Origin of the sequence: Actinotignum timonense (assembly GCF_002860685.3) — a bacterium.
GTDB classification, from domain to species: Bacteria; Actinomycetota; Actinomycetes; order Actinomycetales; family Actinomycetaceae; genus Actinotignum; species Actinotignum timonense.
This window is the reverse complement of sequence record NZ_CP136960.1, coordinates 446,524-473,508: the sequence shown is the minus strand read 5'-3', so window position 1 is coordinate 473,508 and position 26,985 is coordinate 446,524. Positions and strand designations below refer to the sequence as shown.

The 26,985-nt window shown below is 64.4% G+C and carries 21 protein-coding genes; 14 read left to right on the top strand and 7 right to left on the bottom strand.

Features of this window, described 5'->3' with window-relative positions:
• Nucleotides 1-81: 81 nt before the first annotated feature.
• The 5 genes from CYJ17_RS01945 to CYJ17_RS09620 are packed head-to-tail and all read left to right on the top strand — an operon-like array spanning nt 82 to nt 5,547.
• Nucleotides 82-927 (top strand): sensor histidine kinase, encoded by an 846-nt coding sequence (locus CYJ17_RS01945; protein WP_087070205.1) that lies wholly within the window; start codon nt 82-84, stop codon nt 925-927.
• Nucleotides 927-1,640 carry a response regulator gene (locus CYJ17_RS01940; RefSeq protein ID WP_087070206.1) on the top strand — a complete coding sequence of 238 codons (714 nt, stop codon included), beginning with the start codon at nt 927-929 and terminating at the stop codon, nt 1,638-1,640. The genes CYJ17_RS01945 and CYJ17_RS01940 overlap by 1 nt, the downstream gene beginning before the upstream one ends.
• Nucleotides 1,637-2,749 (top strand): extracellular solute-binding protein, encoded by a 1,113-nt coding sequence (locus tag CYJ17_RS01935; RefSeq protein WP_143231832.1) that lies wholly within the window; start codon nt 1,637-1,639, stop codon nt 2,747-2,749. Before CYJ17_RS01940 ends, CYJ17_RS01935 begins: the two co-directional genes overlap by 4 nt.
• The gene (locus tag CYJ17_RS01930; protein ID WP_087070208.1) at nt 2,739-4,382 is read left to right on the top strand and encodes a hypothetical protein; all 1,644 of its coding nucleotides are present in this window, start codon (nt 2,739-2,741) and stop codon (nt 4,380-4,382) included. Before CYJ17_RS01935 ends, CYJ17_RS01930 begins: the two co-directional genes overlap by 11 nt.
• The gene (locus CYJ17_RS09620) at nt 4,369-5,547 is read left to right on the top strand and encodes an ABC transporter ATP-binding protein (RefSeq protein ID WP_087070209.1); all 1,179 of its coding nucleotides are present in this window, start codon (nt 4,369-4,371) and stop codon (nt 5,545-5,547) included. The genes CYJ17_RS01930 and CYJ17_RS09620 overlap by 14 nt, the downstream gene beginning before the upstream one ends.
• An 81-nt stretch (nt 5,548-5,628) precedes the next feature.
• Here the strand turns inward: CYJ17_RS09620 and CYJ17_RS01920 are convergent, their stop codons facing one another.
• Both CYJ17_RS01920 and CYJ17_RS01915 read right to left on the bottom strand, forming a co-directional pair.
• On the bottom strand, nt 5,629-7,008 hold the full coding sequence (locus CYJ17_RS01920) for an MFS transporter (RefSeq protein ID WP_087070210.1): 1,380 nt from the start codon (nt 7,006-7,008) through the stop codon (nt 5,629-5,631).
• A 310-nt stretch (nt 7,009-7,318) separates the two neighbouring features.
• Nucleotides 7,319-10,105 (bottom strand): isopeptide-forming domain-containing fimbrial protein, encoded by a 2,787-nt coding sequence (locus CYJ17_RS01915; protein ID WP_159454983.1) that lies wholly within the window; start codon nt 10,103-10,105, stop codon nt 7,319-7,321.
• A 201-nt stretch (nt 10,106-10,306) separates the two neighbouring features.
• Between CYJ17_RS01915 and CYJ17_RS01910 the strand changes: the two genes are divergently transcribed.
• Nucleotides 10,307-11,137 carry a queuosine precursor transporter gene (locus CYJ17_RS01910; RefSeq protein WP_234984441.1) on the top strand — a complete coding sequence of 277 codons (831 nt, stop codon included), beginning with the start codon at nt 10,307-10,309 and terminating at the stop codon, nt 11,135-11,137.
• Between the two features lie 146 nt (nt 11,138-11,283).
• Entirely contained in the window at nt 11,284-12,519 is a 1,236-nt protein-coding gene (gene tgt, locus CYJ17_RS01905; RefSeq protein ID WP_200807202.1) for a tRNA guanosine(34) transglycosylase Tgt, read from the top strand.
• Here tgt and CYJ17_RS01900 read toward each other — a convergent pair.
• On the bottom strand, nt 12,516-13,979 hold the full coding sequence (locus CYJ17_RS01900; protein WP_234984442.1) for a hypothetical protein: 1,464 nt from the start codon (nt 13,977-13,979) through the stop codon (nt 12,516-12,518). The two genes, tgt and CYJ17_RS01900, sit on opposite strands and share 4 nt — an antisense overlap.
• A gap of 96 nt (nt 13,980-14,075) precedes the next feature.
• On the opposite strand from CYJ17_RS01900, the gene CYJ17_RS01895 reads away from it, so the two are divergent.
• Nucleotides 14,076-15,245, top strand: coding sequence for an FHA domain-containing protein (locus tag CYJ17_RS01895; RefSeq protein ID WP_101595582.1), 1,170 nt, complete (start codon nt 14,076-14,078; stop codon nt 15,243-15,245).
• 97 nt (nt 15,246-15,342) lie between these two features.
• On the opposite strand, the gene CYJ17_RS01890 is transcribed toward CYJ17_RS01895, so the two are convergent.
• The gene (locus tag CYJ17_RS01890; RefSeq protein WP_159455036.1) at nt 15,343-16,827 is read right to left on the bottom strand and encodes a DUF1846 domain-containing protein; all 1,485 of its coding nucleotides are present in this window, start codon (nt 16,825-16,827) and stop codon (nt 15,343-15,345) included.
• A 281-nt stretch (nt 16,828-17,108) separates the two neighbouring features.
• Between CYJ17_RS01890 and CYJ17_RS01885 the strand changes: the two genes are divergently transcribed.
• Genes CYJ17_RS01885 through CYJ17_RS01875 form a run of 3 tightly spaced genes read left to right on the top strand, consistent with a single transcriptional unit; the run spans nt 17,109 to nt 19,090 of the window.
• Nucleotides 17,109-17,744 (top strand): TetR family transcriptional regulator, encoded by a 636-nt coding sequence (locus CYJ17_RS01885; RefSeq protein ID WP_087070214.1) that lies wholly within the window; start codon nt 17,109-17,111, stop codon nt 17,742-17,744.
• Nucleotides 17,741-18,733: a diaminopimelate dehydrogenase gene (locus CYJ17_RS01880; protein WP_101595579.1), complete on the top strand. Its 993-nt coding sequence runs from the start codon at nt 17,741-17,743 to the stop codon at nt 18,731-18,733. Before CYJ17_RS01885 ends, CYJ17_RS01880 begins: the two co-directional genes overlap by 4 nt.
• A gap of 39 nt (nt 18,734-18,772) precedes the next feature.
• Complete coding sequence (locus CYJ17_RS01875; RefSeq protein WP_145989749.1) at nt 18,773-19,090, top strand: hypothetical protein; 318 nt, start codon at nt 18,773-18,775, stop codon at nt 19,088-19,090.
• 47 nt (nt 19,091-19,137) lie between these two features.
• Here CYJ17_RS01875 and CYJ17_RS01870 read toward each other — a convergent pair whose 3' ends face one another.
• The 3 genes from CYJ17_RS01870 to CYJ17_RS01860 form a co-directional block, all read right to left on the bottom strand.
• Nucleotides 19,138-19,713 (bottom strand): flavodoxin, encoded by a 576-nt coding sequence (locus CYJ17_RS01870; RefSeq protein WP_180948678.1) that lies wholly within the window; start codon nt 19,711-19,713, stop codon nt 19,138-19,140.
• 223 nt (nt 19,714-19,936) lie between these two features.
• The gene (locus CYJ17_RS01865; RefSeq protein ID WP_101595569.1) at nt 19,937-21,328 is read right to left on the bottom strand and encodes an ABC transporter permease family protein; all 1,392 of its coding nucleotides are present in this window, start codon (nt 21,326-21,328) and stop codon (nt 19,937-19,939) included.
• The gene (locus CYJ17_RS01860) at nt 21,325-22,119 is read right to left on the bottom strand and encodes an ABC transporter ATP-binding protein (protein WP_244899294.1); all 795 of its coding nucleotides are present in this window, start codon (nt 22,117-22,119) and stop codon (nt 21,325-21,327) included. Before CYJ17_RS01860 ends, CYJ17_RS01865 begins: the two co-directional genes overlap by 4 nt.
• Before the next feature lie 124 nt (nt 22,120-22,243).
• Between CYJ17_RS01860 and CYJ17_RS01855 the strand changes: the two genes are divergently transcribed.
• From CYJ17_RS01855 to CYJ17_RS01845, 3 genes are all read left to right on the top strand, one after another.
• Nucleotides 22,244-23,326 (top strand): sensor histidine kinase, encoded by a 1,083-nt coding sequence (locus CYJ17_RS01855; protein WP_257960147.1) that lies wholly within the window; start codon nt 22,244-22,246, stop codon nt 23,324-23,326.
• Nucleotides 23,307-24,032, top strand: a complete 726-nt coding sequence (locus tag CYJ17_RS01850; RefSeq protein WP_101595566.1) for a response regulator transcription factor — start codon at nt 23,307-23,309, stop codon at nt 24,030-24,032. The genes CYJ17_RS01855 and CYJ17_RS01850 overlap by 20 nt, the downstream gene beginning before the upstream one ends.
• 76 nt (nt 24,033-24,108) lie before the next feature.
• Nucleotides 24,109-26,910 (top strand): ATP-dependent RNA helicase, encoded by a 2,802-nt coding sequence (locus CYJ17_RS01845; protein ID WP_101595561.1) that lies wholly within the window; start codon nt 24,109-24,111, stop codon nt 26,908-26,910.
• The last annotated feature ends 75 nt before the right edge of the window (nt 26,911-26,985 follow it).

Below are 26,985 nucleotides of genomic sequence, written 5' to 3'. Positions count from 1 at the left end.
GTCACTTCCCCTGGAATCCCCTGGAGTAGCACGCCACTCCAACTCACTCTCTCACCTTTACCCGGAAGAGCGTTGCCGCAGATGACTACCTGGATTCTCACCGCCCTGGCGTTGGCCGGATGGCTGACCACCGCCCTCCTGGCCGCCACCATCCTCCGGCGCGGCCGCGACGTGCCCGCCCCGGAATTCCGGGCCGGGGAACCCGCGGTCGTCGCTCATGAAATGCGCACGCCCCTCACCCTTATTAACGGCGCCGCGGAGCTTCTGGCGGAAGAAAGCCCCGGGCCCCTCACCGACCACCAGCGCACCTTCGTTGATACCATCCGGGAAAACTCCGCCCAGGCCATCGATATCGCCGAAAACTTCATTACCAACTTGAAGCTCTCGAATTCCTCTGTGCAGCTCAATCTCAGTCCGGTGGATATTCGCGCAACGGTTGGTGCCGCGGCCCGCCAACTCGCGCAATTCTCGGATGTGCCCCTCTACGTGGATGCCAGCGGCGGCCTGCTCCCCATTAGCGCGGATCGCGGTTTGGTGCGCCAGCTTGTATGGAACCTTATTGCCAATGCGGCCCGGCACGCCGGCGAAGGCGCCACGATCACGGTTCGTATTGATGAAGGTAGCGCCGGTGGAGCGCTTATCGAAGTGACCGATAACGGCGCTGGCATACCCGATAGCGAGCGCGACAAGCTTTTCACCCCCTTTGCTACCGGAACCTCGCGGCGCCCCGGCTCGGGAATCGGCATGACTGTTGTTCAGCAAATTGCTCGTATTCACGGTGGCAAGGTGATGGTCGATTCCGCGCGGGGGAGAGGTACCGCCGTCGTCGTATATCTTCCGGCCGCACCGCCGCAAGTACCGGCACCGCCGCAGGTACCCGCACCCACGCGGCGCGCAACACCCGCGCCCGAGAGAGAGGAGAGTTAATGGACGCACCCGAGCAGCACAACCCGGATGCCCAGCCTGTTGTGCTCGTCATCGACGACGAAACACAAATGGTATCCATTATTACGTTCGCCCTGGAAACCTCAGGATTTCGATGCCTGAGCGCGAATAGCGCGGAAGAAGGCTGGCGTATTCTGCGTAGCCACGCCGTGGACCTCGCCGTGATTGACGTGATGCTTCCCGGAGCGAGCGGCGTGGAGCTCACCGCCGAAATTCGGAAAAACTCCACCCTTCCCATTATTTTGCTGACCGCGCTGGGCGAGGAAGAGGACCGGATCGCCGGCTTGGAAGCCGGGGCCGATGATTACGTGACGAAGCCCTTTAGTCCGCGCGAGCTGGTGCTGCGCGCCCACACGATTATGCGGCGCACCCGCCCGCAGGCGGAAAATAACCGCGTGCAGGTGGGCGAGCTCATTATCGACCGGGTCACTCTGGAAAGTTCGTGGCGCGGGAAAGCCCTCGGAATTTCCCGCGGGGAAGTGAAACTGCTGCTGGCCCTGGCCGAGAACCCGCACACTTTCCTCACCCCGCGCGAATTGCTCCGGCAGGTGTGGGATTCTCACGATTCCGTTTCCGGGCGCGATACCCTCAAGACCGCCGTCTATCGGCTGCGTTGCCACCTGCGTGAATGCGGCTTTCCCGATAACGCCATTGAATCGCGCCGCGGCACCGGCTACGCCCTGAAACTATCGTGAGATATCTACGCCGGCCGATGTACCTGAGCCAGTGGGAACGCCAGCTCGCGCGCGGTGGGGCGGCGCTCGCGGTGGTGGCGATCCTGGCGATCCTCGCGCTGCTGCTGCGCCCGGTTCCCGAACTTCGGATCCTCTGCTCGCACAATAACGTGGCCTGCACCGCGCTGACCACCGAATTTGGCGAACGCACCGGCATCCGGGTCTCGCTCACGCGCCTGCCCACCGGCGACGCGAAAAAACGGGTGGAAGCATCCCCGCACGAATTCGATGTGTGGCTGGGTGGCCCGTCGGAAGCCTACGAGGCCGCCAGCGCCACCGGGATTTTTGCGCCGCTCGAGGATATCCCCGCCGAGATACCGGAGCGGTTCCGCGATCCCGAGGGTTATTGGGTGGGAATTTACGGTAGCGTCCTGGCTTTGTGCGTGCGCGAGGATGCCGCGTATTTCCCGCGGACCTGGGAAGATGCGACCGCCCCGGAGTTGCGCGGGAAAATTGTGCTCCCGAATCCGCTCACTAGTGGCACCGCGGCGACGATGCTCTCCACTATCGCTGCGGTACCGGGCGGCGCTGCGCCCGGTGTTCCGCAGAGCAGCGCGCCGAACGCGGTGCCAGAAACCGTGCAGGGTACCGCACCGAACGCTGTGCCGAATACCGAGCCGAATTTCCTCAGCACCATGCGCGGCCTGGATAGCAATACCGTGACCTACACCGAGTACGGGGCGGCACCCGCCCGCGTGGTTGCTGCTGGCCGGGCCGACGTCGGCATTACTTTCGCGCCCTATTGCGAAGAAGCCGCCCGCCGCGGAGCGCCCGTGCACACCATCTATCCCGGCGAAGGCACCGGCTATGAGATCGGCGCCGTCGCGCTGCTGCGTCACGCTCCGCACGCGGAGAACGGCCGCGCATTTATCCGTTTTGCCATGTCCGAAAATGGCGAAAAAATCGGCTTGGACGGAGTCGGCCAGCTCGCCACCAGAACCGATATCGAAGAGAATCTCGCGCGGGAACTGGCCGAATTGGATGTGCCCGTGGTGAGCGGAAATGGTTTTATCCAGCAGCGCGCTCTGGTGGACGCCTGGGTGGAAGAGGTGCGGCACGGTGCGCTCTAGAACTGCGGCTCTCGCTACAGCCGCGCGCGAGCATGGCAGCCGTAGCGCCCGTGGCTTCCGATACCCTCGAGTCCGCAGCGTCCCCCGATACAGCCGCGCCCGCTTCCTGCTCCAGCCCGGCTGCGGCCTGCTCCTTATCGCCCTCGGCTACCTCAGCTTTCCCGCCGCCCTGCACGGCGGCACCGGCGCGCAGCTGTTGGGGCGCAGTCTTCTCATGGCTGCGGTGGCCGGATGTGCTGCAACCGTGATCGGCATTTTTATTGCCTGCGCCGCGCGCTTTTCCGCGCACCGCGCCCCGTATATTGCGGTTGCGGCGCTGAGCCTCACCGTTTCCCCGGTTGCGCTCGCCACCGCGGTCACGGCCCCTCCCTTTAACCTGCCGGCCTACGGCCGCCTCGCGGTGATAAGTACGACGACGCTCACCGTTATCCCAGTAACTTCCCTCATCATCTTCGGCATGGCGATGCGTACTCCCGGGCGCCTCTTCGATTTCCTTTTCCTCACCCAAACCCGGTGGCGCATCGCACTCCCGATCCTGTGCCGCGGCGCCGCTTTCGCCCTGGCCGCAGCCAGCGCACTCGCCTGCTCCACGCCGGATATCACAAAAATCCTAGGCGGAAGCACCAGCTACCTGGCCAGCCACGCGGCGGCCCTGGCCGCGAGCGGCCGCCCGGGATTACTCAGCGCCGGCCTTATTTTCTCCGGCCTCGCCCTCCTGCTCATGCCCGCTCCCCGCTTCTTCCGCCCGCGCAACCATGTGCCGCGCTCGCGGCGGCGCAGTGCGATCCCCACTCCCGCGGAGCGCCATTTCGCGGGCCTGCTCCCGGTGCGTATCGCCCGCGGTATCGGAGCCGGTCTCACCGTGCTGGTAGCCATCCCCTACGGCGCCGTGTACCTCCGCGGCGCGCTCGCCCTGGCGAGGGATACCGCGGATGGCCGCCCCTACGGCGCGGACTTCCCCGTGCGCAATCTGGTCACCAGTTTCGGGGTGATCACCTGCGGGGTGGTGCTCAGCGGTAGCGCGGCGCTGCTGTGCGCCATGTGGGTGGTGCGCCGCCAACGGTGGGTGCCCCTCTGCCTCTTCGCGGCGACCTGCGGTGCTGGTATTTCTCAAACCATGGCGGGGATTTTCGTTGCGGCCCTCCACCGCGATCCCATCTGTGTGGGGGAGCTGTGCTTCCTTCCCCCGCTGGTCGGCGCCCACTCTATCGGGCACGGCATCCTAGGGATGCTCTACGGTTACGCCCTCGCATCTTTCCCCATCGCCTTCCTCGCCTTCATCTTCCTGGCCGGGCGATCCCGCCGCATCATCGACGCCGCGCGCACTGCGGGCGCCGGCCGGGCGCGCGCCGCCGCCACCTTTGTGCGGGAAAGCATCACCCCGATTGCGGTTATTCACCTTATTCTCATCGCGGTGCTGCTCACCCGGGTTGCCCCGGCGCTCTTTGTGGAATCCCCGGATTTCCCGGTGAGCGCGAGCCGCATCCTCGCCGCGGCAGAAGCCGCAAAAATCGACACCACCTGCGCCATGGCCACGCTCCTGGGCTGCACCGCACTGGTGCTCATGGCAGTAATTGCCCCAATCTTCCTCATGAGTTCCGCTACCGGAAAGGACTACCGTGTTCACGCATAGCCACGCGCGCCAAGAACCGCTGCCCCTTCACGTGGAAAGCGTGAGCGTGCTTCGCCCAGGCGCTCCGGCTCCGGTGGTCGATGAGGTCTCTTTCCACGTTGACCCGGGAGAAATCCTTAGCGTGGTGGGGCCTTCCGGGTGCGGAAAAACCTCGCTACTGGAAGCAATCGCGGGAATCCTTCCTGCATCGGGGCGCGTGCGGATAGGTGGTGCATCCCCGCAGCGCATCGCTTTTGTTTCCCAGGACCCGGTGCTTTTCCACGCGATGAGCGTGCGTGAAAATATCGAATACGCGCTCGGGGAGCGGCACCTCGCTCCGGCAATTGTGCGCGACCGGGTGGATATCGTCATGGCCCTGCTCGGGGTCGATGATATTGCGCGCCGCCGCGCCAACGAACTATCCGGCGGACAAGCGCAGCGCGTTGCCCTCGCCCGGGCGCTCGCAACCCGCCCCGATGTGCTGGTCCTCGACGAAGCTTTTGTGCACGTGGAAGGCCGCCTGGTCCACCGTGCCCGCAGGGTGGTTCGCGAAGAAGTGCAGCGCTTTGGTACCCGCGCCATCGTGGTCACCCACGATATTGACGAAGCTTTCCTGCTGGGCGACCGCCTCCTCGTGATGGGCGAGAAGGGGAACGTGGCGGCGCTAGGAACCCCCAGCGAGGTGTACCGGCATCCGCTCAGCCCGAGCGTGGCGCGCTTTTTAGGAATCCCCAATATTTTCCCGGCCCGGCTCTCCGGCGTGACCCGCCCATCTGCGGCAGCCCCGGGCAACACACCCGCACCAGAAGGGTCCGCGCCAGAAGGCCTCGCGCGGATTGAATTGGGGCGCTGCACCTTCGAATTACCGTGCGCCGCGGAAGTGTGCAGCCTGCCAGCGGGTGGCGTCGTCGTTACGTATTTCCCCGCGGAACAGGTGGCACTGCATCCACTCGACGCACGGCCCGCGCCCACGCGAGGGGCGAGCGGCCCGGCGCCCGGGATGAACGGCCGTATTATCTCGCGTACGTTCGCGCGCGCTTTTACTATGTACGACGTCGAAACGGATATCGGCACCATCGTTGCCCGAATCCCGGGCGATATCCCGGAGTTGGCGCGCGGAACCCAGGTACGGGTGGGGATTTGTGCGGGGTGGGTCGGCCCGGCGCAGGCACTCGATATTGGTTAGTGCGCCGCGCCGCCCGCGAAAACGCCCGCGGAAACTGAGGTATCCCCAGCTCCGCGGGCGCCGCGCCTTTCTTAGTGGTATTTACTCACCTTCGAGAGCGGCGATTTTGCGCTGCTCGGCCAGGCGGTTTTCTTCCCGGCAAATCACCGTGAAAATAGCCAGAATCAGCACGGTGAAAACAAGGAAGGTAATAAAGGTGACGTCCCACCCGGCGTACTTGACGAGGAAGCCCACGCCGGTGGAGGCCAGGGTGGCGCCCAGCAGGTAACCGAACAGGCCCGTGAAACCGGCCGCGGTGGAGGCGATATTACGCGGGGACAGGTCGAGGGCCTGTAAACCGATGAGGCCAACCGGGCCGTAAATGAAACCACCGATCAGCGCCACGAACAGCACCATCACACCGAAGGGCGTACCCACCGGGGCCAGCCAGTACGCCGCAATCGAGAGGCCCGCGCCCAGGGTGAAAAGCCCAATGGCTTTCGAGCGGTTACCGTGGAAAACACGGTCAGAAACCCAGCCGCACAAAATAGTGCCGAGGAAACCGGCCAGCTCGAAGGCAGCGAAACCAGCCAGCCCGGAACTAATACTCATATTGTGAATTTCGGACAGGTACGTGGTGATCCAGTGCAGCACGCCGTAACGCAGCGCGTAAACGAAAACATTAGCGATAGCTAGCAGCACAATAATGCGATTGCGCAGCACGTACTTGAAAACGAGGTCCTTCGTGGAGATTTTCTCCCCGGCTTCGGCGGTCACATCCGCGACCTTGCTCGGATCATTACGCCATTCATCGACCGTCGGAAGGCCTTCCGAGGGCGGATTATCACGAATAAGGATGAACGCGAGGAGGGCAACAATAAGGGCGACGACGGCGGGAAGCCAGTAGGCGGCGCGCCAATCCTCACCCGTGTACGCCAGGCCAAGACCGACGAGGAAGGGCAGGGCACCGGCACCCACGTTATGGGAAGTATTCCACAAGGAGCCCTTCCAGCCGCGCTCCGAGGTGGAGAACCATTGCACGACGATACGCCCGCAAGGCGGATACCCCATGCCCTGGAACCAGCCATTGAGGAACATGACCGTAGCGAAAATACCCACCGACGCGGAAACCCAGGGCACGAAAGCCACAATGAGATTCATGACCGCGGAGAGCGCCAGGCCCAGCGGGAGGAAGTAGCGGGCATTGGAACGATCCGCCACCATCGCGGAGAAGAACTTGGACAGCCCATAAGAAATGAGGACTGCATTACCGATAATGCCAATCGCGGGCTTATCGATGGTGCCGTTTTCTTCCAGGAGGAGCGGAGCAACCGTGGAAATATTATTGCGAATCAGATAGAAACCGGCATAGCCCAGGAAAATTCCCATAAAGACCTGGAACCGGAGGCGCGGGAACTTGCGAGCGATCTGCTCCGCGGAGAGCCGCGGCTTAGGCCCGGGTGCCGCCAACCACTTAAACATGACACACCTCTTCGTGTTGAGTTGGGTTCCTGAGAACCCTGTGCTTACAAGAAAAAATTACGTGGAGGGAGGTAACGTGGGCGGGCCCGGGAGTAACTCACGGTAACAGCGCGGTTACCGAGGTGGTGATCGCGCTTGTGGCGGGGTGAGGTTCGGTGAGGCGCGGTGACGTGTAGTGAGGCGGCGCGGTGCGGCGAGGCGGCGTCGCGCGTGAAACTGCCCCGCTTTCTCGATGCGGTTGCAAGAATCGAGAAAGCGGGGCAGTAGCGGGGCGCTTGGGTGAGCTGCGGTTGATCAGCAGCTGGTCGCCCTAATGATCGCGCCGGGAGCGCTCGGTGCGCCGGATAACCAGCACCAGGCCCGTGCTCAGCAACGCGAGGGCGGCACAAGCGCCAGCTGCGCCGGAGATGCCGGATGCTCCGGTGGATACCAGCCGTTTCCCGCCCGTGGGCTTGCTGGGAGTAGGAGTCGGCGTCGGGGTAGTGCTCGGTGTCGGCGTCGGTGTTAGCGTTGCGGGCGGCGCGCTCGGCGGCACGGTTGGCGTGGGAGTGGGCACCGGCGTTGAAGTTTCGCTCGGCGTAGGCACCGGCTCGGGCGTAGGTGTCGCGCTTTCGCTTGGGGTCGGAGTTGGAGTCTCACTCGGCATCGGAGTTCCGCTGGGAGTTGGTGTCGGCTCCGGCGTAGGCGTCGGGGTTGCCGTCGCCGTCGGCGTGGGCTCCGGGGTCACCGGGGGTACCGGCGGCACGGGAGGAACCGGCGGTTCAGGAGGCGTAGGCGGCACATACACATTCGTGAATTCGACGACCCGAGAATGCGGATGCGCTCCGGCACTTTCCTTGCGCTCCACCCGGAAGTGCCCGGCCAGTCCCTCGGGGAGTTTCTCCGTCACCCGGTAGATCAGCGCGGTGCGCTCGGCCGGATCCTTAGCCAATTCCTCAGGCGTATACATCGGCAGTTTCTCCAGCTCAAACTGGAAATTCTTGCCCTCGCCGCGCATCACACTATTCTCCTTGAGATAGGTGCGCGCCGGAACCGTGGCGATCTTCGTTTCGCCCTGCCAACTTTCCACCTCGAAATTATCGAGATACGTATCCGGATCCACCCCGGCAATGAGATCCCCACCGCCGGTCCACTGCTTCTTCACCAGCACATCCAGGAAAGGCACGATCTCTACTTCATCGCCCGGGATGATATTGCGCAGCGGCGTCGTACCAAATTCGCGCACCTTTGCACGGAAGGTGACCTCCAGGTTTTTCTCAGGCCGGTACGAGGTCCGCGTGGTGAAATCAAAATTCGTCACGTGCGCAGCATCGTTATCTTCCAGAATCACACGGCGAGTTTGCGGATCGTAACGCACCGCGTAATTCGTGGTGGCCTTGCCATCTTCGCGGACCTGCGCGCTGCCTTCCACGTAAGCGAGGCGTTCGTCCAGCTCATCGACCACGGTCACGGTATTTTTGATACCGAAATCGACGTACTTATCGTATTTCATAATGAGCCGATGGTCGCCGGGGATCTTCCCCGCGATCTTAAATTCGACGGCGTCCCCGAGACTTGCGTGGCTGCGTTTCACCTCAGCTTGCGGCTGCTGCTGCACAATTGTTTTGGTGAACGACGGCGCCTTGGGAATAAACATGCGCAAGGGAGTTTTGAATCCGAGGAGCGCCGTGGCCTCCGGGGTGTTATCGAAGCGGGTATCGCTACCGCCGTCCGGATTAATCCAGGTTTCCGCATCCGGGCTGCTGCTCGTCAAGCCGAGCACCTGCAAACGGCCCGTTTCCGTGAGCCGGAAATGCTGCGCGCGCTCCAGGTCAAATCCGCTCTTAAAACGCTCCGGGGCGCTGATAATACGCACCTGGTAGTCCCCGGGCACCACCTTGGTAAAGAGGTAACGCGGGGCCATGCCCGGCTCTTCAACCGAAGTATCAACCAGCTCACCGGCTGCATTATACAGCCCGAGCTCAAAGCCGGACTTCGCGTGGCGCACCCCGAAATCACCGTAAGTAACTTTCTCGATATCCGAAACTGTGAAGTACACCCGCTTGCTCAAGGTGACCCGCAGGGTGGAGGTGGCCGGATCGTAACTCTGCTTCGCTATTGCGTAGTAGGGATAAGCCTCCGGGAGCTCGGGTAGCGAGAGCCGCGCACCTTCCGGAAGATTCGGCACCGTGATATCCGTGGTGAAATCGCCGCGGCCCGCGGGAATGGTGAGCTGCGGGGCGGCATGAGGGTTGGCCCGGCCATTCACCTCAAATTCCCAGCGCGCGCTTTTGCCAAGCACGTCAAAGGGGCGCTCAATCACCACGTGGAAAGTGGCGGTGCTCAGCTTCACTTCCCGTACATGCACCGTGAATTCTCCGGTATCACTGGAGTCCACCGAGGTCACTTCATAGGCTTTTTCGGTGCCGCCATCGCGAACCATGAGCGGATCCATCGGCTTATTCGGATCCGGGCGAAGGAGGAGCGTGGTGAATTGGCCAGCGTCGTCGTATACAACGTTGTGCGTGAAATAGAAGCCCTGCGCATCGCGCCTGACGATCTGGCTGATCGAGTGGGGCCCATCCAAGGTGGGCAGCGCGAAGCGGTCAATAGTTCCGGTGACGGGAGCGCCATTCGCATCCACGAGGTTCACGGAATAGCGCCGTTCAATATTTTCCTTGAGCACCACATCAACGCGCAGATCACCCGATTCGCTTTGCGTGACCGGGACCCGCACGGTGTCGCTGATCGTGCGGCCCCGCCACCCGCCGGGCGCGCGCAGGGTATATGGCAGGGTTTGGCCCGCGGTGTAGCCATCCGGTTCCACCGCGAATTCGATTTCGTAGCGGCTCAAGCCATTGGCCAGGGGTGTGGTGGACTTGACGTCTTCGGGAGCAATGTCCCATTCCCCGGCGGTCCACCCTGTTCCTTCTTCGAGTTTGAGGGATGTTATGTCCTGCCGCGTATAAATAGTGGCGTGTAGGACGAGCACGGTGGGTGCGGGCGGCGCCGCCGGATCCGATGCCGCGGGATCCGGTGCGGCGTAAGCCTGCGGGAGCACGAGGGCGAGTACCGCGAGGAGCACCGTGATGACCAGGGGTTTCTTCTTCAATCGCATATTTCTCCCAGACAACGCAGTCGGCATAAGGAATACCTATACGGAAAATATCTAAGAAAATGCTAGCACTCGGCCGGTAATTAGATTCAGGAATTAAGGCGCTTCGTGCCCCACAATATCCCGCTATAATCATGACCGTCCGTGCGGTGGCAGAGCCGGACACCATAACCATATTTTCTCAACACGCATGGAAAGGTCACGATGAGCTCGCAGTCCACCGCGCCGCACGGCGCCAGCACGCATCCTGAGTCACACCCCACCACACCCGCACCCGCGCTCGCGGACGGCCTGGTCACCCCGAATAACGTCAGCCCGAACACCACCGGCACCGCCGCCACCACCCCGGGCGCTACCGGCACCACCGCCCGCTTCGCGGACGTCGCCCGTTCCCACCTCTTCGTGTACGTGGCGGTTTTCTTCGTCTCCTTCCTCCTCATTTCCAATATCGGCGCCACGAAGCTCATCACCCTGAATATTGGTGGTCTTGATCTTTATTTCGACGGCGGCGCGATGCTCTTCCCGCTCACCTACATCATCGGTGACCTTCTTTCGGAGGTCTACGGTTTCAAAGTCGCCTCCCGCACGATCATCCTCGCTTTCGGGGTGCAGATCCTGGCCTCCTGCTGTTTCTGGCTGGTGCAGATCGCCCCGCCCGCCCCGGATTACGCCAACCAGGAAGCTTTCGAAGCGGTGCTCGGCGTGGTGCCGCGCTTCGTGGCGGCCTCCGTTTTCGGATTCCTCTTCGGCCAGCTCTCCAACTCCTACGTGCTGGTCTGGATCAAGCGCCGCTTCGGGGAACGCGCCCTGTGGGTGCGTCTCATTTCCTCCACCATCGTGGGCGAATTGCTGGACACCATCATTTTCTGCTTCGTGGCCTGGGGCGCGGATATCGCGGCCGGCAATGTGGAATTCTGGTCCATCGTCAACCTCTCCCTGGTCGGCTGGCTCTATAAAGTCGGCATCGAAGTGGTATTCCTCCCGCTGACCTACGCCGTGGTTGGTGTGGTGAAACGCCACGAAGGCTTACGATAGGCAGCGGGCCGGTGGCGGCGTCGTCGTACTAAAAACAACGCGAGCGCGCGGCACGGCGCCCGGGCATAACGCGCGTGCCGCACACAAGAACCGCACCGCAACAGAAAGGTGAGAGCGTGACAACAGGATTTACGATCGGGACGCGCCTGGACGCGCGCGTGGGTGACCTCACCGGGCGGCCGCTGGGACGCACCGGCGTGATTCATACCCCGCACGGCGATATCGCCACCCCGGCGTTCATTCCCGTCGGCACGAAAGCGACCGTTAAAACTCTCACGCCCGAGCAGGTGCGCGGTATCGGCGCGCAGGCCGTGCTCGCGAACGCCTACCACCTCTATCTGCAACCCGGCCCGGAGATCCTGGATGCCGCCGGCGGCCTATCCGCTTTCATGAACTGGAACGGCCCCACCTACACGGATTCGGGCGGGTTCCAGGTGCTCTCGCTCGGCTCCGGCTTCAAAAAAGTACTCAGCAACGAGTACGCCGGGAAAAACGCCGGGCGCGCGGATACCGAACTCGCGCGCGATAAAGAGCGCCTCGCGAATGTGGACGACGACGGCGTATGGTTCCGTTCCCACCTCAACGGCTCGCGCCACCGGTTCACCCCGGAGGTGTCCATGGGGATTCAGCACCAGCTCGGCGCCGATATTATGTTCGCCTTCGACGAGCTCACCACCCTGCTCAACTCCCGGGCCTACCAGGAGAAAAGCCTGGAGCGCACCCGCCGCTGGGCCGAGCGCTGCCTGGCCGAACACCGCCGCCTCACCATCGAACGCGCCGGCAAGCCCTACCAGCAGCTCTTCGGCGTGATCCAGGGCGCGCAATACGAGGATCTGCGCCGGAAAGCCGCGCGGGACCTCGGCTCCATGTGCGTGGACGGGCAGGAATTCGACGGTTTCGGGATCGGCGGGGCGCTGGAAAAGGAGAAGCTCGGAACCATCTGCGCCTGGGTGAGCGAGGAGCTACCCGAAACGAAAGCCCGCCACCTCCTCGGGATTTCCGAACCGGATGATTTCTTTGCCGCTATCGAAGCCGGCGCGGATACCTTCGATTGCGTCAATCCTTCCCGGGTGGCGCGCAATGCCGCGATCTACTCCCCGGACGGGCGTTTCAACGTGACCCGCGCCCAGTTCCGCACCGATTTCGGGCCGCTGGTGCCCGGCTGCGAGTGCTACACCTGCCAGAACTATTCGCGCGCCTACCTCAATCACCTCTTCAAGGCGAAGGAGGCACTGGCGGCCACGCTCGCCACTATCCACAACGAGTACTTCACCGTGCACCTCGTGGATACCATCCGCGCGGCTATTGAATCCGGCGATTACGCGGCCTGCAAAGAAGAAACGCTCGGGCGCTTCTACCGCGGGCAGTGGGGGCGCGCCTAGAACGCGCGGTGCGCCGCCTCGCTCAGCTTCTGGAAGGTCTCCGGATCGGGGAAACCGGACACCTCGTAGCGCGGCGGCCACACATTTTCGAGCGGCTGGAAGCCTTCGGGCCACACATCGCGGGCCACATCCAGGCGAATGGTGATATTGGCGGCTTCCGGATCGGCATCGTCAAGATAGTTAATGAAATCCGCGACCGCCGGGATGGACCCGTAGTGGTCCGAGCGGCGCCACTGCGTGAGGCTCACCGCGCCTTCGTCCAGGTCATGCACCTCGTAGAGGGCCACGTGGCCCATCTTTTCCGGCCAGCGCGAAAGGAATTCCTGCTGGTGATCGTACATGCGCCCGCGGAAGGTGGCGCGCAGATTCGCCAGCGGCGCGTAGGCCGGGTGATCCGGCATAGGAATCCATTCCATCCAGCCGTCCGCGGCCACGGTGTGGGGGAGCGGGTAGATAGCGTCGTCGATATCGTAATCCTGGAGCAAACGGTTGAAGAGCGCGGGAAGCTCCGGATCATCAGCCAGCACCACAAAGAGGCGCGAGCGCGAAGCCGGCACGAACAGCGGCAGCGCGCCGTTGTATTGCTTGCTGATCGAGTACGCCACCTGCTGGACCAGATCCACATCCGCGAACCACGAACTCTGGTAATTATTCGGTTCGGTAAAAGCCAGCACCCGCGCGCCCGCGTACATCATGACCACCAGCTCCAGGGCCGCGTAGCCCGATTGCGCATTCAGGCCGCGCAGCGATTCCACGGCGTGCCCGAATAGCGGACCCACATCATCCGTTCCCGGAATCAGATCCAGATCCGAGAAATACAGCGGAATGATGTTATCCGGGGTATCGCGCGCCAGCCCCACGCCCACGAAATCCGTGAGCGGCAGGTAGATAAAGGAATCATCCTCGCGCCGGTTGACGCGCGTGAAATAATCCGCGGCGCGCACAATCGGCATAATCGGCCCCTCGGCGTCACCCTGCTCCTCCGCGAGCTCATCAAGCGCGGGATCGCGGTGCGGGAACCCCGGGTCGCTGGGATCCATGGTCCCGAAGAATTGCGCGAAGATTTCCCGCCAGGACAGGTTTTTCTGGCCGCGGCCCGGAGGGGTGCCGGGCATCTCGGGCGCGCTGCTTCCCGCGGCCGCACCCGTTCCGGTAGCCGCACCGCCCGCGTTCGCACCGTTTCGGGCCGACGACGCCGCCCCCGGCTGGGCGGACCCGGCCGCACCTTCGGTGACCTGCGGGGTGGTGGCCCCGGATACGCCGATAGTGATGAGGCGGTTGAGAAGTGCGCGCCGGCTGTCTTCGGGAGCATCCGGATCGATCATCTCAAAGGGGCGGAAGCGGAAGGTGCGTCCGTCCGGGAGCAGGACATCCAGCCACGGCCCGTCGGCATTGACCAGCGCGCCGGCGAGTTCGGGATGAGCGGTGGCGACCTCGAGGGCCCAATTCATGAGCGACATACCTCTATTCTGGCAGAAAGTGGCGCAGGCCGCTTGCCGGGCGCGGTATCCTTGCAAGCAGAGATGTGACTCATGGAACCAGGTCGAGGAGGAGCCATGCCGTCCTATTCTTATCCCGGTGATGGGCTGCTGGCCTGCGTGCCCGGCATGGCGGTGTTCACGCCCGCCCTACCTGCCGATCCGGCCGCGGTGTGGGAAGCGATGCGCGCCGGTCACGATTTCCCCACTCTTCTCACTCATCTGTGGTCCGCGCTGGGCGCGGATTTTGCGCTGTTCTACGCCGACGGCCCGCTGCTGCGGGTCGCCGCGCACGGTCTCATCGTTCGCGACGTCACCGGCCGCGCGGTCGCGGACGGCAGTAACGCCCTCACCTGGCAAGAAGCCGCCACCACCCAGGACACCACGGTGACGGTGGGGAACGTTGGCGCTGCGGGTGCTGTGGGTGCGGAAAGCGCGGCATTCGGTGGGAACGACGGCGCAGCCTGGGGCACCGGTACACCCGGGAACGACGGCGCAGCTCCCGCACCTGGCCCGGCCCTTCCTCTGGAGCGCGGCATGGCCCGCGCCGGTGGCGCTCGCATTAGCCTCAGCCCGGTTCTCAGCGGCCGGCCGGCGGCTGCGGTTGGCCGGCCCGCGGCTCCCGCGCTCGCGGTGTCCGCCGAGCAGCCGGTGGCTCCGGCAGCTCTGCCCGTTGATCGCCCGGAAGCTTCGGCTGCCCACCCGGCGGTTCCAGAACCTCCGGCACCGGCACTTCCGCCGGCGGCACCGCTACCGCCGGTTGCTCCAGCGGCACCGGTGGCGGAGAGCGCCCCGGTGCCCAGCTACGCCGCGGCTACCGAAGCCTACCCGGTGCAGGCCACCGAGCCCTATCCTTCCTCCGGCATACCCGCCCCGCTCCCGGCGGTCGAATTACGTTTCTCCTTCGGGGAGACGGTGGTGCTGGGCGGGGTGAGCCCGGCTCTCAAAAATATTATTATGGGGCGCCGCCCGCTCCTCGATGCCGCGGCCGCGCGCTCCGATCCGGCAGCCACCCAACTCCTCCCGGTGCCCTCCCCGCGCCAGGAAATCTCCCGCACCCACTGCGAAGTTCTGGTGGAGGCGGGCGGTGCATTCCTGCGGGATTGCCATTCCAATAACGGCACCTACCTCAAGCACGGGGACGGCCCGCTGCGCCGCATCGAACCTGATCACGCGGTCGGCCTGGAAGATGGGGACCTGGTAGATATGGGTGACGGCGCCAGCTTCACGGTTCATTACCGCAGCTAGCGCCGCCGCGCCTTATTCTCAGCGGCACGCCAGGCTACCCGGGAATACAAACACCCGGGCTGCCCGCCGCGCCACGTGGGCCAACTCGCCCGCTCGGCTACTTCCGATACAGCGTTTTACGCTGGTAATGCGGTTCGCTGGTGACATTCACGCCCAGGGAACGGAAAATACCATCATCCACGGAGCCGAGGATCGTTGTGGTATGCACATCGCAATTCTGCAGATCCTTCAGCTTGCTCAGCGCCGCCGCCGCGGTGGGATCCGAGGCCGCGGAAACCGAGAGCGCGATAAGCACTTCATCGGTGTGCAGGCGCGGATTACGCGAACCCAGGTGCTCCGTCTTGAGGGTCTGGATCGGGGCGATGGCCTCCGGGGCCAGTAGCTTCACCGAATCATCAATCCCCGCCAGCACCTTGAGAGCATTAAGCAATACGGCGGCGGAACAACCCAGCAGCTCCGAAGTCTTCCCGGTCACGATTCTGCCATCGGGCAGCTGCAGCGCGGCGGCCGGCCCGCCCGTGGCCTCGGCCTTGCGCAGCGCCGGGGGCACCACCGGCCGGTCGGTGCCGGTCACCCCGAGCTTGGCCATAATAAGGGCGATGCGTTCGGAACATACCGGCTCAGATTCGCTGCGCTTCTCATCGACAAGCGCGCGGTAATACCGGCGAATAACTTCCTGGCGGGCGGCTTCGCGGCAAACGTCGTCGTCGGAAATACAATATCCCACCATGTTAACGCCCATATCCGTGGGGGATTTGTACGGCGTTTCCCCGGAAAGTTCGCGCAGCAGCAAGCTGAGCAGCGGGAACACCTCAACGTCGCGATTGTAATTAATCGTTTGCACGCCGTAGGCGACCAGGTGGAAGGGGTCGATCATATTGACGTCGTCCAGATCAGCCGTGGCCGCTTCGTACGCGAGGTTGACCGGGTGATCCAGCGGAATATTCCACACCGGGAAAGTCTCAAACTTCGCGTAATTGGAGGTGATGGAACGCTGGTGATCGTGGTAGAGCTGCGAAAGGCAGGTGGCGAGCTTGCCGGAACCCGGGCCGGGCGCCGTCACCACAATAAGATCACGCTGCGTTTCCACGTATTCGTTCTTCCCGAAACCGTCCTCGGAAACGATGAGCGCGGTATTGGAGGGGTAGCCCGGGATGCGGCGATGGCGCGCCACATTGAGACCCAATTTAATAAGACGCCGGCGGAAATCGCGCGCCTCGTGGTTATCTTCCTCGTACTGGGTGAGCACCACGGAATTGACCATGAAGCCGGCTTCGCGGAATACATCCACGAGGCGCAACACCTCATCCTCATAAGAAATGCCCAGGTCAGCGCGGTGCTTCGCCTTGAGATCGCGCGCGTTAGCGGCAACCACAATCTCCAGCTCATCCTTCAATTCGGCTAGCATCGCAATTTTGTTATCCGGGGTGAAACCGGGCAGCACTCGCGAGGCGTGGAAATCATCAAAAAGCTTCCCGCCCATTTCCAGGTAGAGCTTCCCGCCGATCTTTTCGCGGCGCTCCCTAATTTTCTGGGACTGGAGCTTAATGTATTTTTCCCGATCAAATCCGATGCTCTGCAATGAGGGGATATGGGGGGAAGGGGTTTCTGTAGTAGGGATGGAGTTACGCGCGTTGTTATCAGCCACGCCGGATCGCCTCTCTCGGTCACCTCAGCAGTACCGACAAAGTGTAGCGCCTCGCGCCGGATTTCGCATCGAGCGGATGGGTGTGTGCGGGAGCGCGGGGCATTCGGGCTGGCGGCGAGGGCGCGAATGCTACGGGCGGGCAAACCCGGGCGTGGTTAAACCGTTGCGCTCATCGATTGAGTCCGCAACAATAGGGGGCGACGCTGGGAGGAGATATGCCAAAGATTTCTGCACCAACGGTCCGCGAGCATCGGGAAATGATGATAGCCCGGCTCGTGGATGCGGCGGAAAAGATTCTCAAAGACGAGCCGGGCAAACCGCTCTCGGCCGGGGCGGTGGCTGCGGCTGCGGGTATCGCGCGCAACTCCATTTACCGCTATGTCGGGTCGGTTGAAGACCTGCGGCTGCTGGTGCTCGAACGGAATGTGCCCAAGTGGCGCGCCAAGGTGATGGGCCAGGTTGATATGAATGCCGAACCGCGCGAACGCCTCGCGCAGCTGGTGGTGGCGTGCATCCGCCAGTCCGGCCAGCGCGACTCGCATAAATGGCTCATGGGTCTCATGCGTGCGGCACGCGGGAAAGGTTCGGAGAAGGCCACGGCGCATACCAAAATGGGCGTGGATAAAGCCCACGGTTTCTTCACTGACGCCCTCAAAATGTGCTGGAAAGATACCGGCATCGCGCATCCCGATATTTGGACCTCATTCAGCCGCGCCCTCATTTCCGACGCATTTCGCCAGGTGGAAACCGGCGCGTCGCTCGAGGATGTATGCCGGATTGCCCGCCACACTATTCTTGCTATGTCCGCCGGGCATACAGATGACGAACTCGAGAAAGAACCACACGCATGACACACGCGCGCATCGCGATCAACGGCTACGGCAACCTGGGCCGCGGGGTGGAACAGGCCCTCAGCCTCGCCCCCGACCTGGAGCTGGTGGGGGTTTTCACCCGCCGCGAAGGCGTGATGACCGCCTCCGGCCCGGCATTCCCCGCCGCCGAACTCACCGATCCGCAGCTGCGCGCCCGCTGGGCCGGCAAAATCGACGTCGTTATCAACTGCGGCGGCTCGAAATCGGACCTCGACACGCAAACGCCGCTGGTCGCCTCCGGTTTTAACGTGGTGGATTCTTTTGATACACACGCGCGGATTCCTGCGCATTTCGAACAGGTCGACGACGCCGCCCGCGCGGCCGGCACCCTCGCTCTCATTTCCGCCGGCTGGGACCCGGGCCTGTTTTCGCTTCAGCGGTTGCTGGCCGAGGCGGTTTTGCCGGCCGGGCACTCGGAAACTTTCTGGGGGCCGGGGCTGTCCCAGGGACATTCGGATGCGGTGCGGCGGGTACCGGGCGTGAAAAACGCGGTGCAGTACACCGTTCCCAAGGAGCAGGTGCGGGCCGCGGCCCTGGCCGGGCAAACGGAAGGCCAGCTCAGCGCGGGCGATAAGCATCGCCGGATCGTTTACGTGGTCTTGGAGAGCGGCGCGGATCCGGAGGTGGTGCGCCAGGCCATCGTGACGATGCCGAATTACTTTGCCGAATACGAAACCGAGGTTCACGTGATCTCCGAGGAAGAGTTCGCCGCAGAACACACCGGGATGGCGCACGGCGGCGATGTGATTCGGCACGGCACTACCTCGCCGGGGACTTCGCACGCCCTGCATTTCAACCTCGCGCTGGATTCCAATCCGGAATTCACCGGTTCGGTGCTGGTGGCCTGCGCCCGCGCGGTGGCGCGGATGCATGCGCGCGGGGAACGCGGGGCGGTTACCCTCTTCGATGTTCCGCCGGCTTTGCTTCACCCGGCCAGCGCAGCGCAGCTGCGCGCGGATTTGCTATAGGGCGGGTTCCCGGTAATTATGTGGGATCCAGTACCGGCCTTGGCGAGAATTGTCCCGGAGTTGATGTGGGGCATGCTCTTCTCGTTTTTCGCAGCCGACTTTTACCGTATCGGACGTTTTGATTTCGAAATCATCTCCGAAGTTGTGATGCTTGGCAGTCTTGCACTGTGGAGTTTTTCCCGGCGGTATAAGGAAAACTGGGGCGAGCTTCTGCACGCCGGGCTCTATATGGGCGTATGCCTCGCCTTAGTGGCGATCAATAACTCCTCGTGGACGCGTTTCGCGGTGATTATCCTCGCGACCTGCTACTCCATGGGATATCTCCACCGGGTGAAAAAAGCTCAGAAACCGGAATAGGAGCTGTTCCTCGATGATCTCGAGGAGGATCGCGAACTCGGGATCCGCTAAATCAAATTCGCGGAGGCCAGCCATTCCTCCAGCGCGCTATCCGTGGCTGCCTCGTGGATATTCTCACCGCGCACGGAGAAGGGCACGCCGGTGGTTGCCTCCGGGGCCAGGTTCGTGAACGTTGATTCGATTTCCACCTTCGGTGAGCCGGACCAGGTAGTGAACGGCAGCACCAGCTGGTCCGTGAGCCCGGCGGACTTCAGGTAGGTCTGCACCACCGGGGGGACCTGCTCGCACCACACAGGGAAACCGACAAGCACGACGTCGTACCCGCTCGCGCTGGGCGCCGGTGCCGCAAGCTCCGGGTAAATGCCCTCCGCAAGTTCGCGGGTGGATTGGGCGTGCGTCTCATTCGGATCCGCGGGATAGGGATGCGCGGGGACAATCTCAAAAGTATCCGCACCCAGGCGCGCCGCGATTTTTTCCGCCAGCACCTTGGTGTTCCCGATCTCGAGGTTACGCACCTCGCCGTCCCAGAAATTCAGGCCGGCACGCGAGAAGAAAGCTACGAGACAGCGCGGGCGGGGCGCATCCGCCGGCGTTTCCTGCTGAGCCGCACGAATTTCTGACATCGGAATTTCCTTCCCGCGAAGCGAGCCCTCCGCACTGAGAATTGTGACCTGAACATCATCCATTCTGCCACTGAGCCCGGGCTGCCAGCGGGTCTTTATACCCGGGGCGTCCACGCTTAATTCCTGAATTGTTTCTCAATTATTCGCGTTCCAGCCCCTTCTGATTCACTTGCCAGCCCCTTCTGATTCACCCGCCCGCCCGCGTCATTCACCTGCCAGCGCCCTAATCATTGGCGCGCCCGCGCGCCAGCACCACCCGAGTTTCCAGCGGTGTGACCACCAGAATGCTCACCAAGCACATGGCCAAACCAAGAACCGTAATGATCCCGAGTTTCGTGAAAGCGGCGGTATCCAAGCGGGCACCCCACGAGTAATTCGTCATAAGAGACATACCGACCCCGAGCGCGGTGGTCAGCGCCGTCGTTACTACCAGGGGAATAAAAGTTTGCAGGATCCGAATCCGTGTGAAAACGGCCGTGGGGAAACCGAGGAAACGCAAGGACTGCGTCTGCTGCGCCGATTCGAAAACGAGAGAGGCGTGATTCGTGAGACTGGACAGCGCCACCACCGCGAAACCGAAACCGAGGGTGACCATCACGCCCGTACCGATATCGGCAGAGACCAAGCGAATCGCCACCGAATCCGAACCGCTGCGCTCGGGAAGCGTGGAGGTGTAGCCACCGATGAAACACAGCAGCGCGAGGGTGGAGACACTGCGCCACACCGCGCGCGGATCGTTGAGAATTCGCCGCGCCGCCATGAGCAACGACGCGCGGCGCGAACGCGTGAGCGGATAGGCCAAGGCCTGAATAATAAAGGAAGCCGCCACTGAAAGCGCAAAAAGGAATACCAGCAGCACACCCGCCATCATGACGATTTGCACGATGGGCGTGGAACCGCCACGCGCATTAGCCACCAGCACATACATAATTCCGGCGACGACGAGCACCCCCAGGCGCCACGCCCGCAGCGCACGCGGAGTTTCGCGGCGCGCCACCCCCAGGGGTGAAATCGACACCCGCATCAGCCCGCCGAGCGCCGATACCAAGGTCACCACGAAGAGCAGCGCAATAACCGCGGCAATAAAGGGAACCGGCAGCAGCATCTGAGCGGGATTAATCGGCAGGCCGAGGAAACTCAGCGCACGCCAGCCCGGCAGCGTCACCAGGTAAAGCACCGTGCCCAGCGCGGTGCCCAGCAGCCACTGCACCACCGTTTCGCACAGCGAGATCGCAATCGTTTGGCTGCGGGTGGTGCCAACCAGGCGCAGGGAGGCCAGGCGCTGGGAGCGATCCTGCGTACCCAGCCGCGCGGCCCCGGAAGCCAGGGAAGAAATGGGAATAACCAGGAGTGCCCCGGCGAAAAGTGCCAGGCCAAGGTACATTTCCGTCAGGCCGGCGCCCATGGTCTCGCTCAGGGCTTCGAGGTGGGCGGCCATGGCCAGGCTCGGGTGGAAATTCCAGTTATAGAACATGAAGATGCCGCCGGCGATGGTGAGCGCCATGGTGGCTGCCAGCGTGAAACTGAGGACCGCGAGGATATCCAGCCAGGCGTTCCCGGTGCGGGCGCGCAGCCGCGCCAGGGTGAGGCGGGGCGCGAAGGAGAGGACTTTCATTGCAGCTCGCCCCCGTTCGCGGTGGTGGTGCCGGGTTGGGGTGCGCCGGGAGCCGCGCCGGGGCGCGCCGTGTCGGGTTGTGCGGTTCCGGACGTGGGCGCGGTGGCCGAATCGGCGTGAATAACGCCGTCGCGAATCTCCACGAGGCGTTCGCACCAGGCGGCCACATTCGGGTCGTGGGTAACAATAATGAGGGTGGCCCCGCTCATTTTCGCGGCGGTGGTGAGGATCTGGGTGACCTCATGGCCGGTGGCCTGATCGAGGGCACCGGTGGGTTCATCAGCGAAAACCACCGCCGGCTGGCCCGCCAGGGCCCGCGCGATGGCCACGCGCTGGAGCTGCCCGCCGGACATTTCGCCCGGGCGGCGGTGGCGTTCGGGTTCCACCCCGAGGCGCGCCAGCCACATATCCGCCGCGGCCAGCGCCTCCCGCCGGGGCTTGCCCTGGAGCAGCAGCGGCACCGCTACATTTTCCCGGGCCGGCAGCTCGGGAACCAGCTGACCATCCTGGAAAACAAAACCGAAATTCTCCAGGCGCATTTTCGAACGCTGCCCGTCGGACATATCCGAAATCGGCTCATTGCCCAGGAGCACCGTGCCGGTGGTGGGCGCGATAATCCCGGCCAGGCAGTGCAGCAGCGTGGATTTACCCGAACCGGAAGGACCCATAATCGCCACCGACTGCCCGCCCGGAATGCGGAGCGAGACCTGGCGCAGCGCCGCCACGCTCCCAAAATTCTTCGTGAGATTATTCGCCACCAGATCCGGGGCGAGATTCTGTGCTGTGTTCATGGCTCTAGTCAACTTCCGATTGGCCGGCGGCGGCAGGGCTCGTACTCCACACTTATGGTAGAGCTAGGTCTACCATTCCCGGATTTGCGCGTGGCGGCAGGCGGTGCCCGGCTACCATGGCGGTATGACAACGCAGAGCGCCATGCACGTAGATAACACCCGCGTGGTGGCCGAACAACTCCGCCGCGCCACGATGCGCGGGGTGCTCGCCGGCGGCCTCGGCACCATCGCCCTGGTATTCGTGGCGGTGGCGGGGCTCTCCCTGCTCGGCGGATTCAGCCCGATTCCGATCATTATCGGGCTGGCCGGACTGCTGGCCCTGGGTGGGGCCGGGTGGATAGTGTGGCGCGGAAACGGGCGGGCGCTCGCGGACGTGGCCCCGGCGTCGTCGACCTGGATGGCGCAGCCATCCAATCATCGCGACGTGGTGCACGCGCAACGCTCCATTGCCGCGGCTTTTGAAATCGAACGGCGCCGCATCGAACGCGATCTGCACGACGGCGCCCAGCAGTACCTGGTCGCAACCTCGATGGACGTGGGTGAGGCGGCGTTTCTGCTGGAAGGTGACGCGAACGGCGCGGTGAGCTCGGCGGATCTGGCGGCCGCGCGCGAACGCATGGCATCCGCGCAGGACCGCGCGGAACTCGCCCTCACCTCGCTGCGGCGCACCGTGGCCGGAATCCACCCGAAGGTCCTCTCTGATCTGGGGTTGGAGGCGGCGGTGCGCGACCTGGTGGTCTCCGCGCCGGTGCCGGCCACCCTGCGGGTGCCGCGCCCGCTGCCCGACATCCCCGAAGGTGTGATCGCCGCCGCGTATTTCACGGTGGCCGAAGCGCTGACGAACGTGGCCAAACACGCGCCCGCCGCCACCGCGACCGTGCTGCTTATTGCCGACGACGACCTCCATCTCAGCATCACCGATACCGGCCCGGGCGGCGTTATCCCGGGCAGCGGCCTGCGCGGGATTGGCGAGCGGCTCGCGGCTTTCGGCGGCAGTCTGCGCATTTCCAGCCCGGTGGGCGGGCCCACGGAAATTCGCGCGCGTATCCCGCTGCTGCTCCACCGCGGCGAATGGGGGAGCGGGGCCGGGGTGGCGAGGGCTACGGACGTGCCCGCGACGGTCGCGGCGCCGGACGTTGCGCCGGACGTTGCGCCGGAAACCGAAAATTCGAGAACGGAGGGGACGGATGCGTCTGGTCGTTGCTGATGATTCCGCGCTATTTCGCGAGGGGCTGTGCGGGCTGCTGGAGCGGCGCGGGCACACGATTGTGGCCACCGCCGCCACGGCGCCGGAGCTGAGCGAGACGGTGCGCGCGGCCGCCGCCCGCGGGGAGGTCCCCGACCTGGTCATTACCGATGTGCGCATGCCACCCACCATGAGCGACGACGGCCTGCGCGCCGCCGTAGACCTGCGCCGCGAATTCCCGTCCCTGGGCATTATGGTGCTTTCCCAATACGTGGCACCGGCCTACGCGCGCGAACTTTTCCACCCGGCGGCGGGGACCGGTGGGAACGGCGCCGCGGTCACGCATGTTTCCGGGAACGAGGATGACGCGCCCGGTGGCCTGGGGTATTTGCTCAAAGATCGCGTGGCGCGGGTGGCGGATTTCGTGCGGTCCCTGGAAATTGTGGGGGTGGGTGGCGTGGTTGTGGATCCGGATGTTGCGGCCCAATTAATGGCGACGACGCCGTCACTTCTTACCGAGCTCACCTCCCGCGAACGTGAAATCCTGGAGCTCATGGCGCGTGGCTATGCCAATTCAGCGATCGCCGCAGAGCTCTACCTCACCGGGGCAACCGTCTCCAAACACGTGGCCAATATTTTCCTCAAGCTGGGGATGCAGCCCGGGGAGGAAAACCGCCGGGTGCGGGCGGTGCTGGCCTATCTGACGGAAACCTCGCGCGCGGGCTAAGGAGGGTGGTGTGCCGTTCGCGCATGCCGCGGTTCGGGCTGAAAACTGTGTCGGAGGCCCGTGGGAGAATGGGAGCATGACATCGGATCCCTGCGCTCGCCTGCTCGCTCCCCCGCCCTCGCTGCCGGTAGCAGCCCACCTCGATGAGGTGCGCGCCGCGCTGCCGCTCGCGGTGGTGAGCGCCCCGCCGGGAACCGGGAAAACCACGCTCATTCCGCCGCTGGTGGCCTGCGCGCTCACGGAAGGCGTGCGTGGAGGAACCGATGCGGGCGGTAGTCGGCCCGGGCGGGTCCTTGTGATTCAGCCGCGCCGGGTGGCCGCTCGGGCAGCGGCTCGGCGCCTGGCCGAACTTTTCGGGGAACCGGTAGGCGCCAGCGCCGGCTATAGCGTGCGCGGGGATTCCCAGGTGAGCCGGGAAACTCGCATCGAAATGATCACTCCCGGTATCGCGGTGCGCCGCCTGCAAAGCGACCCGGAATTGCGCGGTATCGGCGCGCTTATTTTTGACGAAGTACACGAACGTCACCTCGATGCCGATCTGGCCCTCGCCCTCGCCCTGGAAGCCCGCGCCGCTTTCCGCCCGGACCTTTTACTGGTGGCCATGTCCGCCACCGTGGAATCCCAGCGCACCGCGGCGTTGCTGGAAGCGGGGGCCGCAGCACCCGGGGAAGCCCCGCGGATCGTGGATATTCCGGGCGTGCTCCACCCGCTCACGCTGCGCTACGCACCGCCCGGGCGCGGGGAAGAACCCCTGGGTACAATTTCGCGGGACGGCGCGCTCGGGGTGCGCCGGGAATTCCTCGCGCACGTGGCCCGGGTGGTAGAACGGGCTTTCCGGGAAGTAGAACTCGGTGACATATTGGTCTTCCTTCCCGGAGTACGGGAAGTGGAGCACGTGGTGGGTTTGCTTGGGCATCTACCCGCCCGGGTGGCGCCCCTGCACGGCTCCCTCACGGGTGCCCAGCAGGATGCCGCACTCCGGGAAGTTACCGGAACCCGCAGCATTATTGTCACTACCGCTATCGCGGAATCCTCCCTCACCGTGCCCGGGGTGCGGATTGTGGTGGATAGTGGGCTCTCCCGGGAACCCCGCACCGATTACGCCAGTGGCATCAGCGGGCTCGTCACGGTGTTGGAATCCCAAGCCGCCGGTATCCAACGCGGCGGGCGCGCCGGGCGTTTAGGCCCCGGAACCGTGTATCGGGTCATGAGCGAAGCTACCTGGGCACGCCTCTCCGAACGTTCCACTCCGGAAATCTATACCGCGGATCTCACCGATTTTCTCCTGCAAGCAGCGGTATGGGGTGCCCCGGAAGGGCGCGGGCTCGCCCTCCTGGACCCGCCCCCGCAGCCGGCCGTGGCGGCTGGCATGCGCACCCTCACCGCCCTCGGCTGCGTGGTGGCAGAACAGAGCGCCGGGGTCGATGCGGCCAATGGTGGGACGCTCGGAACTGAGACGCACGGGAGCGCCGTCACCGGTGAGAGTACCGGCGTTGAGCGCGCCTGGCAGGTCACAGACCTGGCCCGCACCCTCGCCCCGCTTCCAGTCAGCACCCGGCTGGGGCGTAGCCTGCTGGAAACCACCCCGCGGTTAGGGGCAGGTACAGCCGCCCAGATCGTTGCCGCGCTCGCGGAATCACCCCGGCTGCCCGGGGCGGATCTGGCCCGGTGGCCCATCGCCGTCTCATCGGCCTGGGCCCGGCAAGCCCAACGCCTCGAAAAACTAGCCCGCCGCGCCCTGGGTGATGCGGTGGCAGCCGGCAGCGGGCAGCATGAGAGCGGGCAGAGTGGCAGTGGGAAATCTGGCAGCGGCGCAGCCATCCGCGGGAAAACCGATACCGCAGGTTCCGGTACAACCGGCCCAGCTGGCTCCGGGAAACCCAGCCGGGCGGCTCGCAGTGACGACGCCCTCGCCCTCGTAACCGCCTGGGCATATCCGGATCTGCTGGCCCGCGCGGTGGATAGCACCTCGGGGCGCTACCTCCTGGCCAACGGTAGCGGGGCAGTACTCCCGCAAGGCTCCCCGCTCCTTGGAACGCCCTGGCTCGCGGTCGCAGAAGTGAGCGCCAGCCAAGGCAGAGCGGATGCACTCATCCGCGCCGCCGTACCCGCCGACGAAGAACTCGCCCGCCAAGCCGGCCGCGGCCTCATCACCACCGGCACCGCAATCACCTATCGGAAAGGCCGCCTGCGGGCCCGGGAAACCACCCGGCTAGGAGCCATAGAACTTAGCGGCCGGGAACTCGAACGCCTCCCGCGCGGCGCCGCCACCGCGTGGGTGAGCGCCGCGGCCAGCTCCGGAACCCTCCCGCTGGAATTCACCGCCGGAGCCCAAGCCCTGCGCGAACGCCTCGCCTTCCTCCACACCGTCCTAGGTGAACCCTGGCCCGATATGAGCGAAACCGCACTACGCCAGCGCATTGACGAACTGGCCGGCCCCGAACTCGCCGCCCTCGCCCGGGGCGGCACCTGGGGAAACCTCGGGGCGGGAAATATTGAACGCCTCCTGCCCTGGCCGGAAGCTACCCACCTGGACGAACTCGCTCCCGCCAGCCTCACCATCCCCACCGGAGAACAACGCACCATCCACTATGAGGGCGGCCGGCCCACCGTTCGCCTGCGCGTCCAAGAAGCCTTCGGCTGGACCAAAACGCCGCGCCTGGCCGGCGGGCGCATCCCCGTCACCCTTGAACTACTCTCCCCGGCCGCTCGGCCCGTTGCCATCACCGACGACCTCGAAAGCTTCTGGGCCGGCCCCTACGCCCAAGTCAGGGCAGAAATGCGCGGGCGCTACCCGCGCCACCCCTGGCCGGAAAACGGCGCCACCGCCAGCCCAACCAAACGAGCCCGCCCGCGCCGCCCGGGTCAGAGCCGCTAAACCCGCACCGCTACAATGCGCCCATACTGCTCACGCCCGCGCGGGCGGGTAGGTGAAGGCCTACGGCTAAAGTAC

Bases quoted from the DNA above. Each gene is read 5' to 3' on its own strand.
- CYJ17_RS01900 (WP_234984442.1), bottom strand. From the start codon at position 13,979: ATGTCGCTCATGAATTGGGCCCTCGAGGTCGCCACCGCTCATCCCGAA.
- CYJ17_RS01945 (WP_087070205.1), top strand. From the start codon at position 82: ATGACTACCTGGATTCTCACCGCCCTGGCGTTGGCCGGATGGCTGACC.
- CYJ17_RS01860 (WP_244899294.1), bottom strand. From the start codon at position 22,119: ATGAACACAGCACAGAATCTCGCCCCGGATCTGGTGGCGAATAATCTC.
- CYJ17_RS01850 (WP_101595566.1), top strand. From the start codon at position 23,307: ATGCGTCTGGTCGTTGCTGATGATTCCGCGCTATTTCGCGAGGGGCTG.
- CYJ17_RS01880 (WP_101595579.1), top strand. From the start codon at position 17,741: ATGACACACGCGCGCATCGCGATCAACGGCTACGGCAACCTGGGCCGC.
- CYJ17_RS01845 (WP_101595561.1), top strand. From the start codon at position 24,109: ATGACATCGGATCCCTGCGCTCGCCTGCTCGCTCCCCCGCCCTCGCTG.
- CYJ17_RS01915 (WP_159454983.1), bottom strand. From the start codon at position 10,105: ATGCGATTGAAGAAGAAACCCCTGGTCATCACGGTGCTCCTCGCGGTA.
- CYJ17_RS01940 (WP_087070206.1), top strand. From the start codon at position 927: ATGGACGCACCCGAGCAGCACAACCCGGATGCCCAGCCTGTTGTGCTC.
- CYJ17_RS01870 (WP_180948678.1), bottom strand. From the start codon at position 19,713: ATGTCAGAAATTCGTGCGGCTCAGCAGGAAACGCCGGCGGATGCGCCC.
- CYJ17_RS01855 (WP_257960147.1), top strand. From the start codon at position 22,244: ATGACAACGCAGAGCGCCATGCACGTAGATAACACCCGCGTGGTGGCC.
- CYJ17_RS01920 (WP_087070210.1), bottom strand. From the start codon at position 7,008: ATGTTTAAGTGGTTGGCGGCACCCGGGCCTAAGCCGCGGCTCTCCGCG.
- CYJ17_RS01895 (WP_101595582.1), top strand. From the start codon at position 14,076: ATGCCGTCCTATTCTTATCCCGGTGATGGGCTGCTGGCCTGCGTGCCC.
- CYJ17_RS01885 (WP_087070214.1), top strand. From the start codon at position 17,109: ATGCCAAAGATTTCTGCACCAACGGTCCGCGAGCATCGGGAAATGATG.
- CYJ17_RS01910 (WP_234984441.1), top strand. From the start codon at position 10,307: ATGAGCTCGCAGTCCACCGCGCCGCACGGCGCCAGCACGCATCCTGAG.
- CYJ17_RS01865 (WP_101595569.1), bottom strand. From the start codon at position 21,328: ATGAAAGTCCTCTCCTTCGCGCCCCGCCTCACCCTGGCGCGGCTGCGC.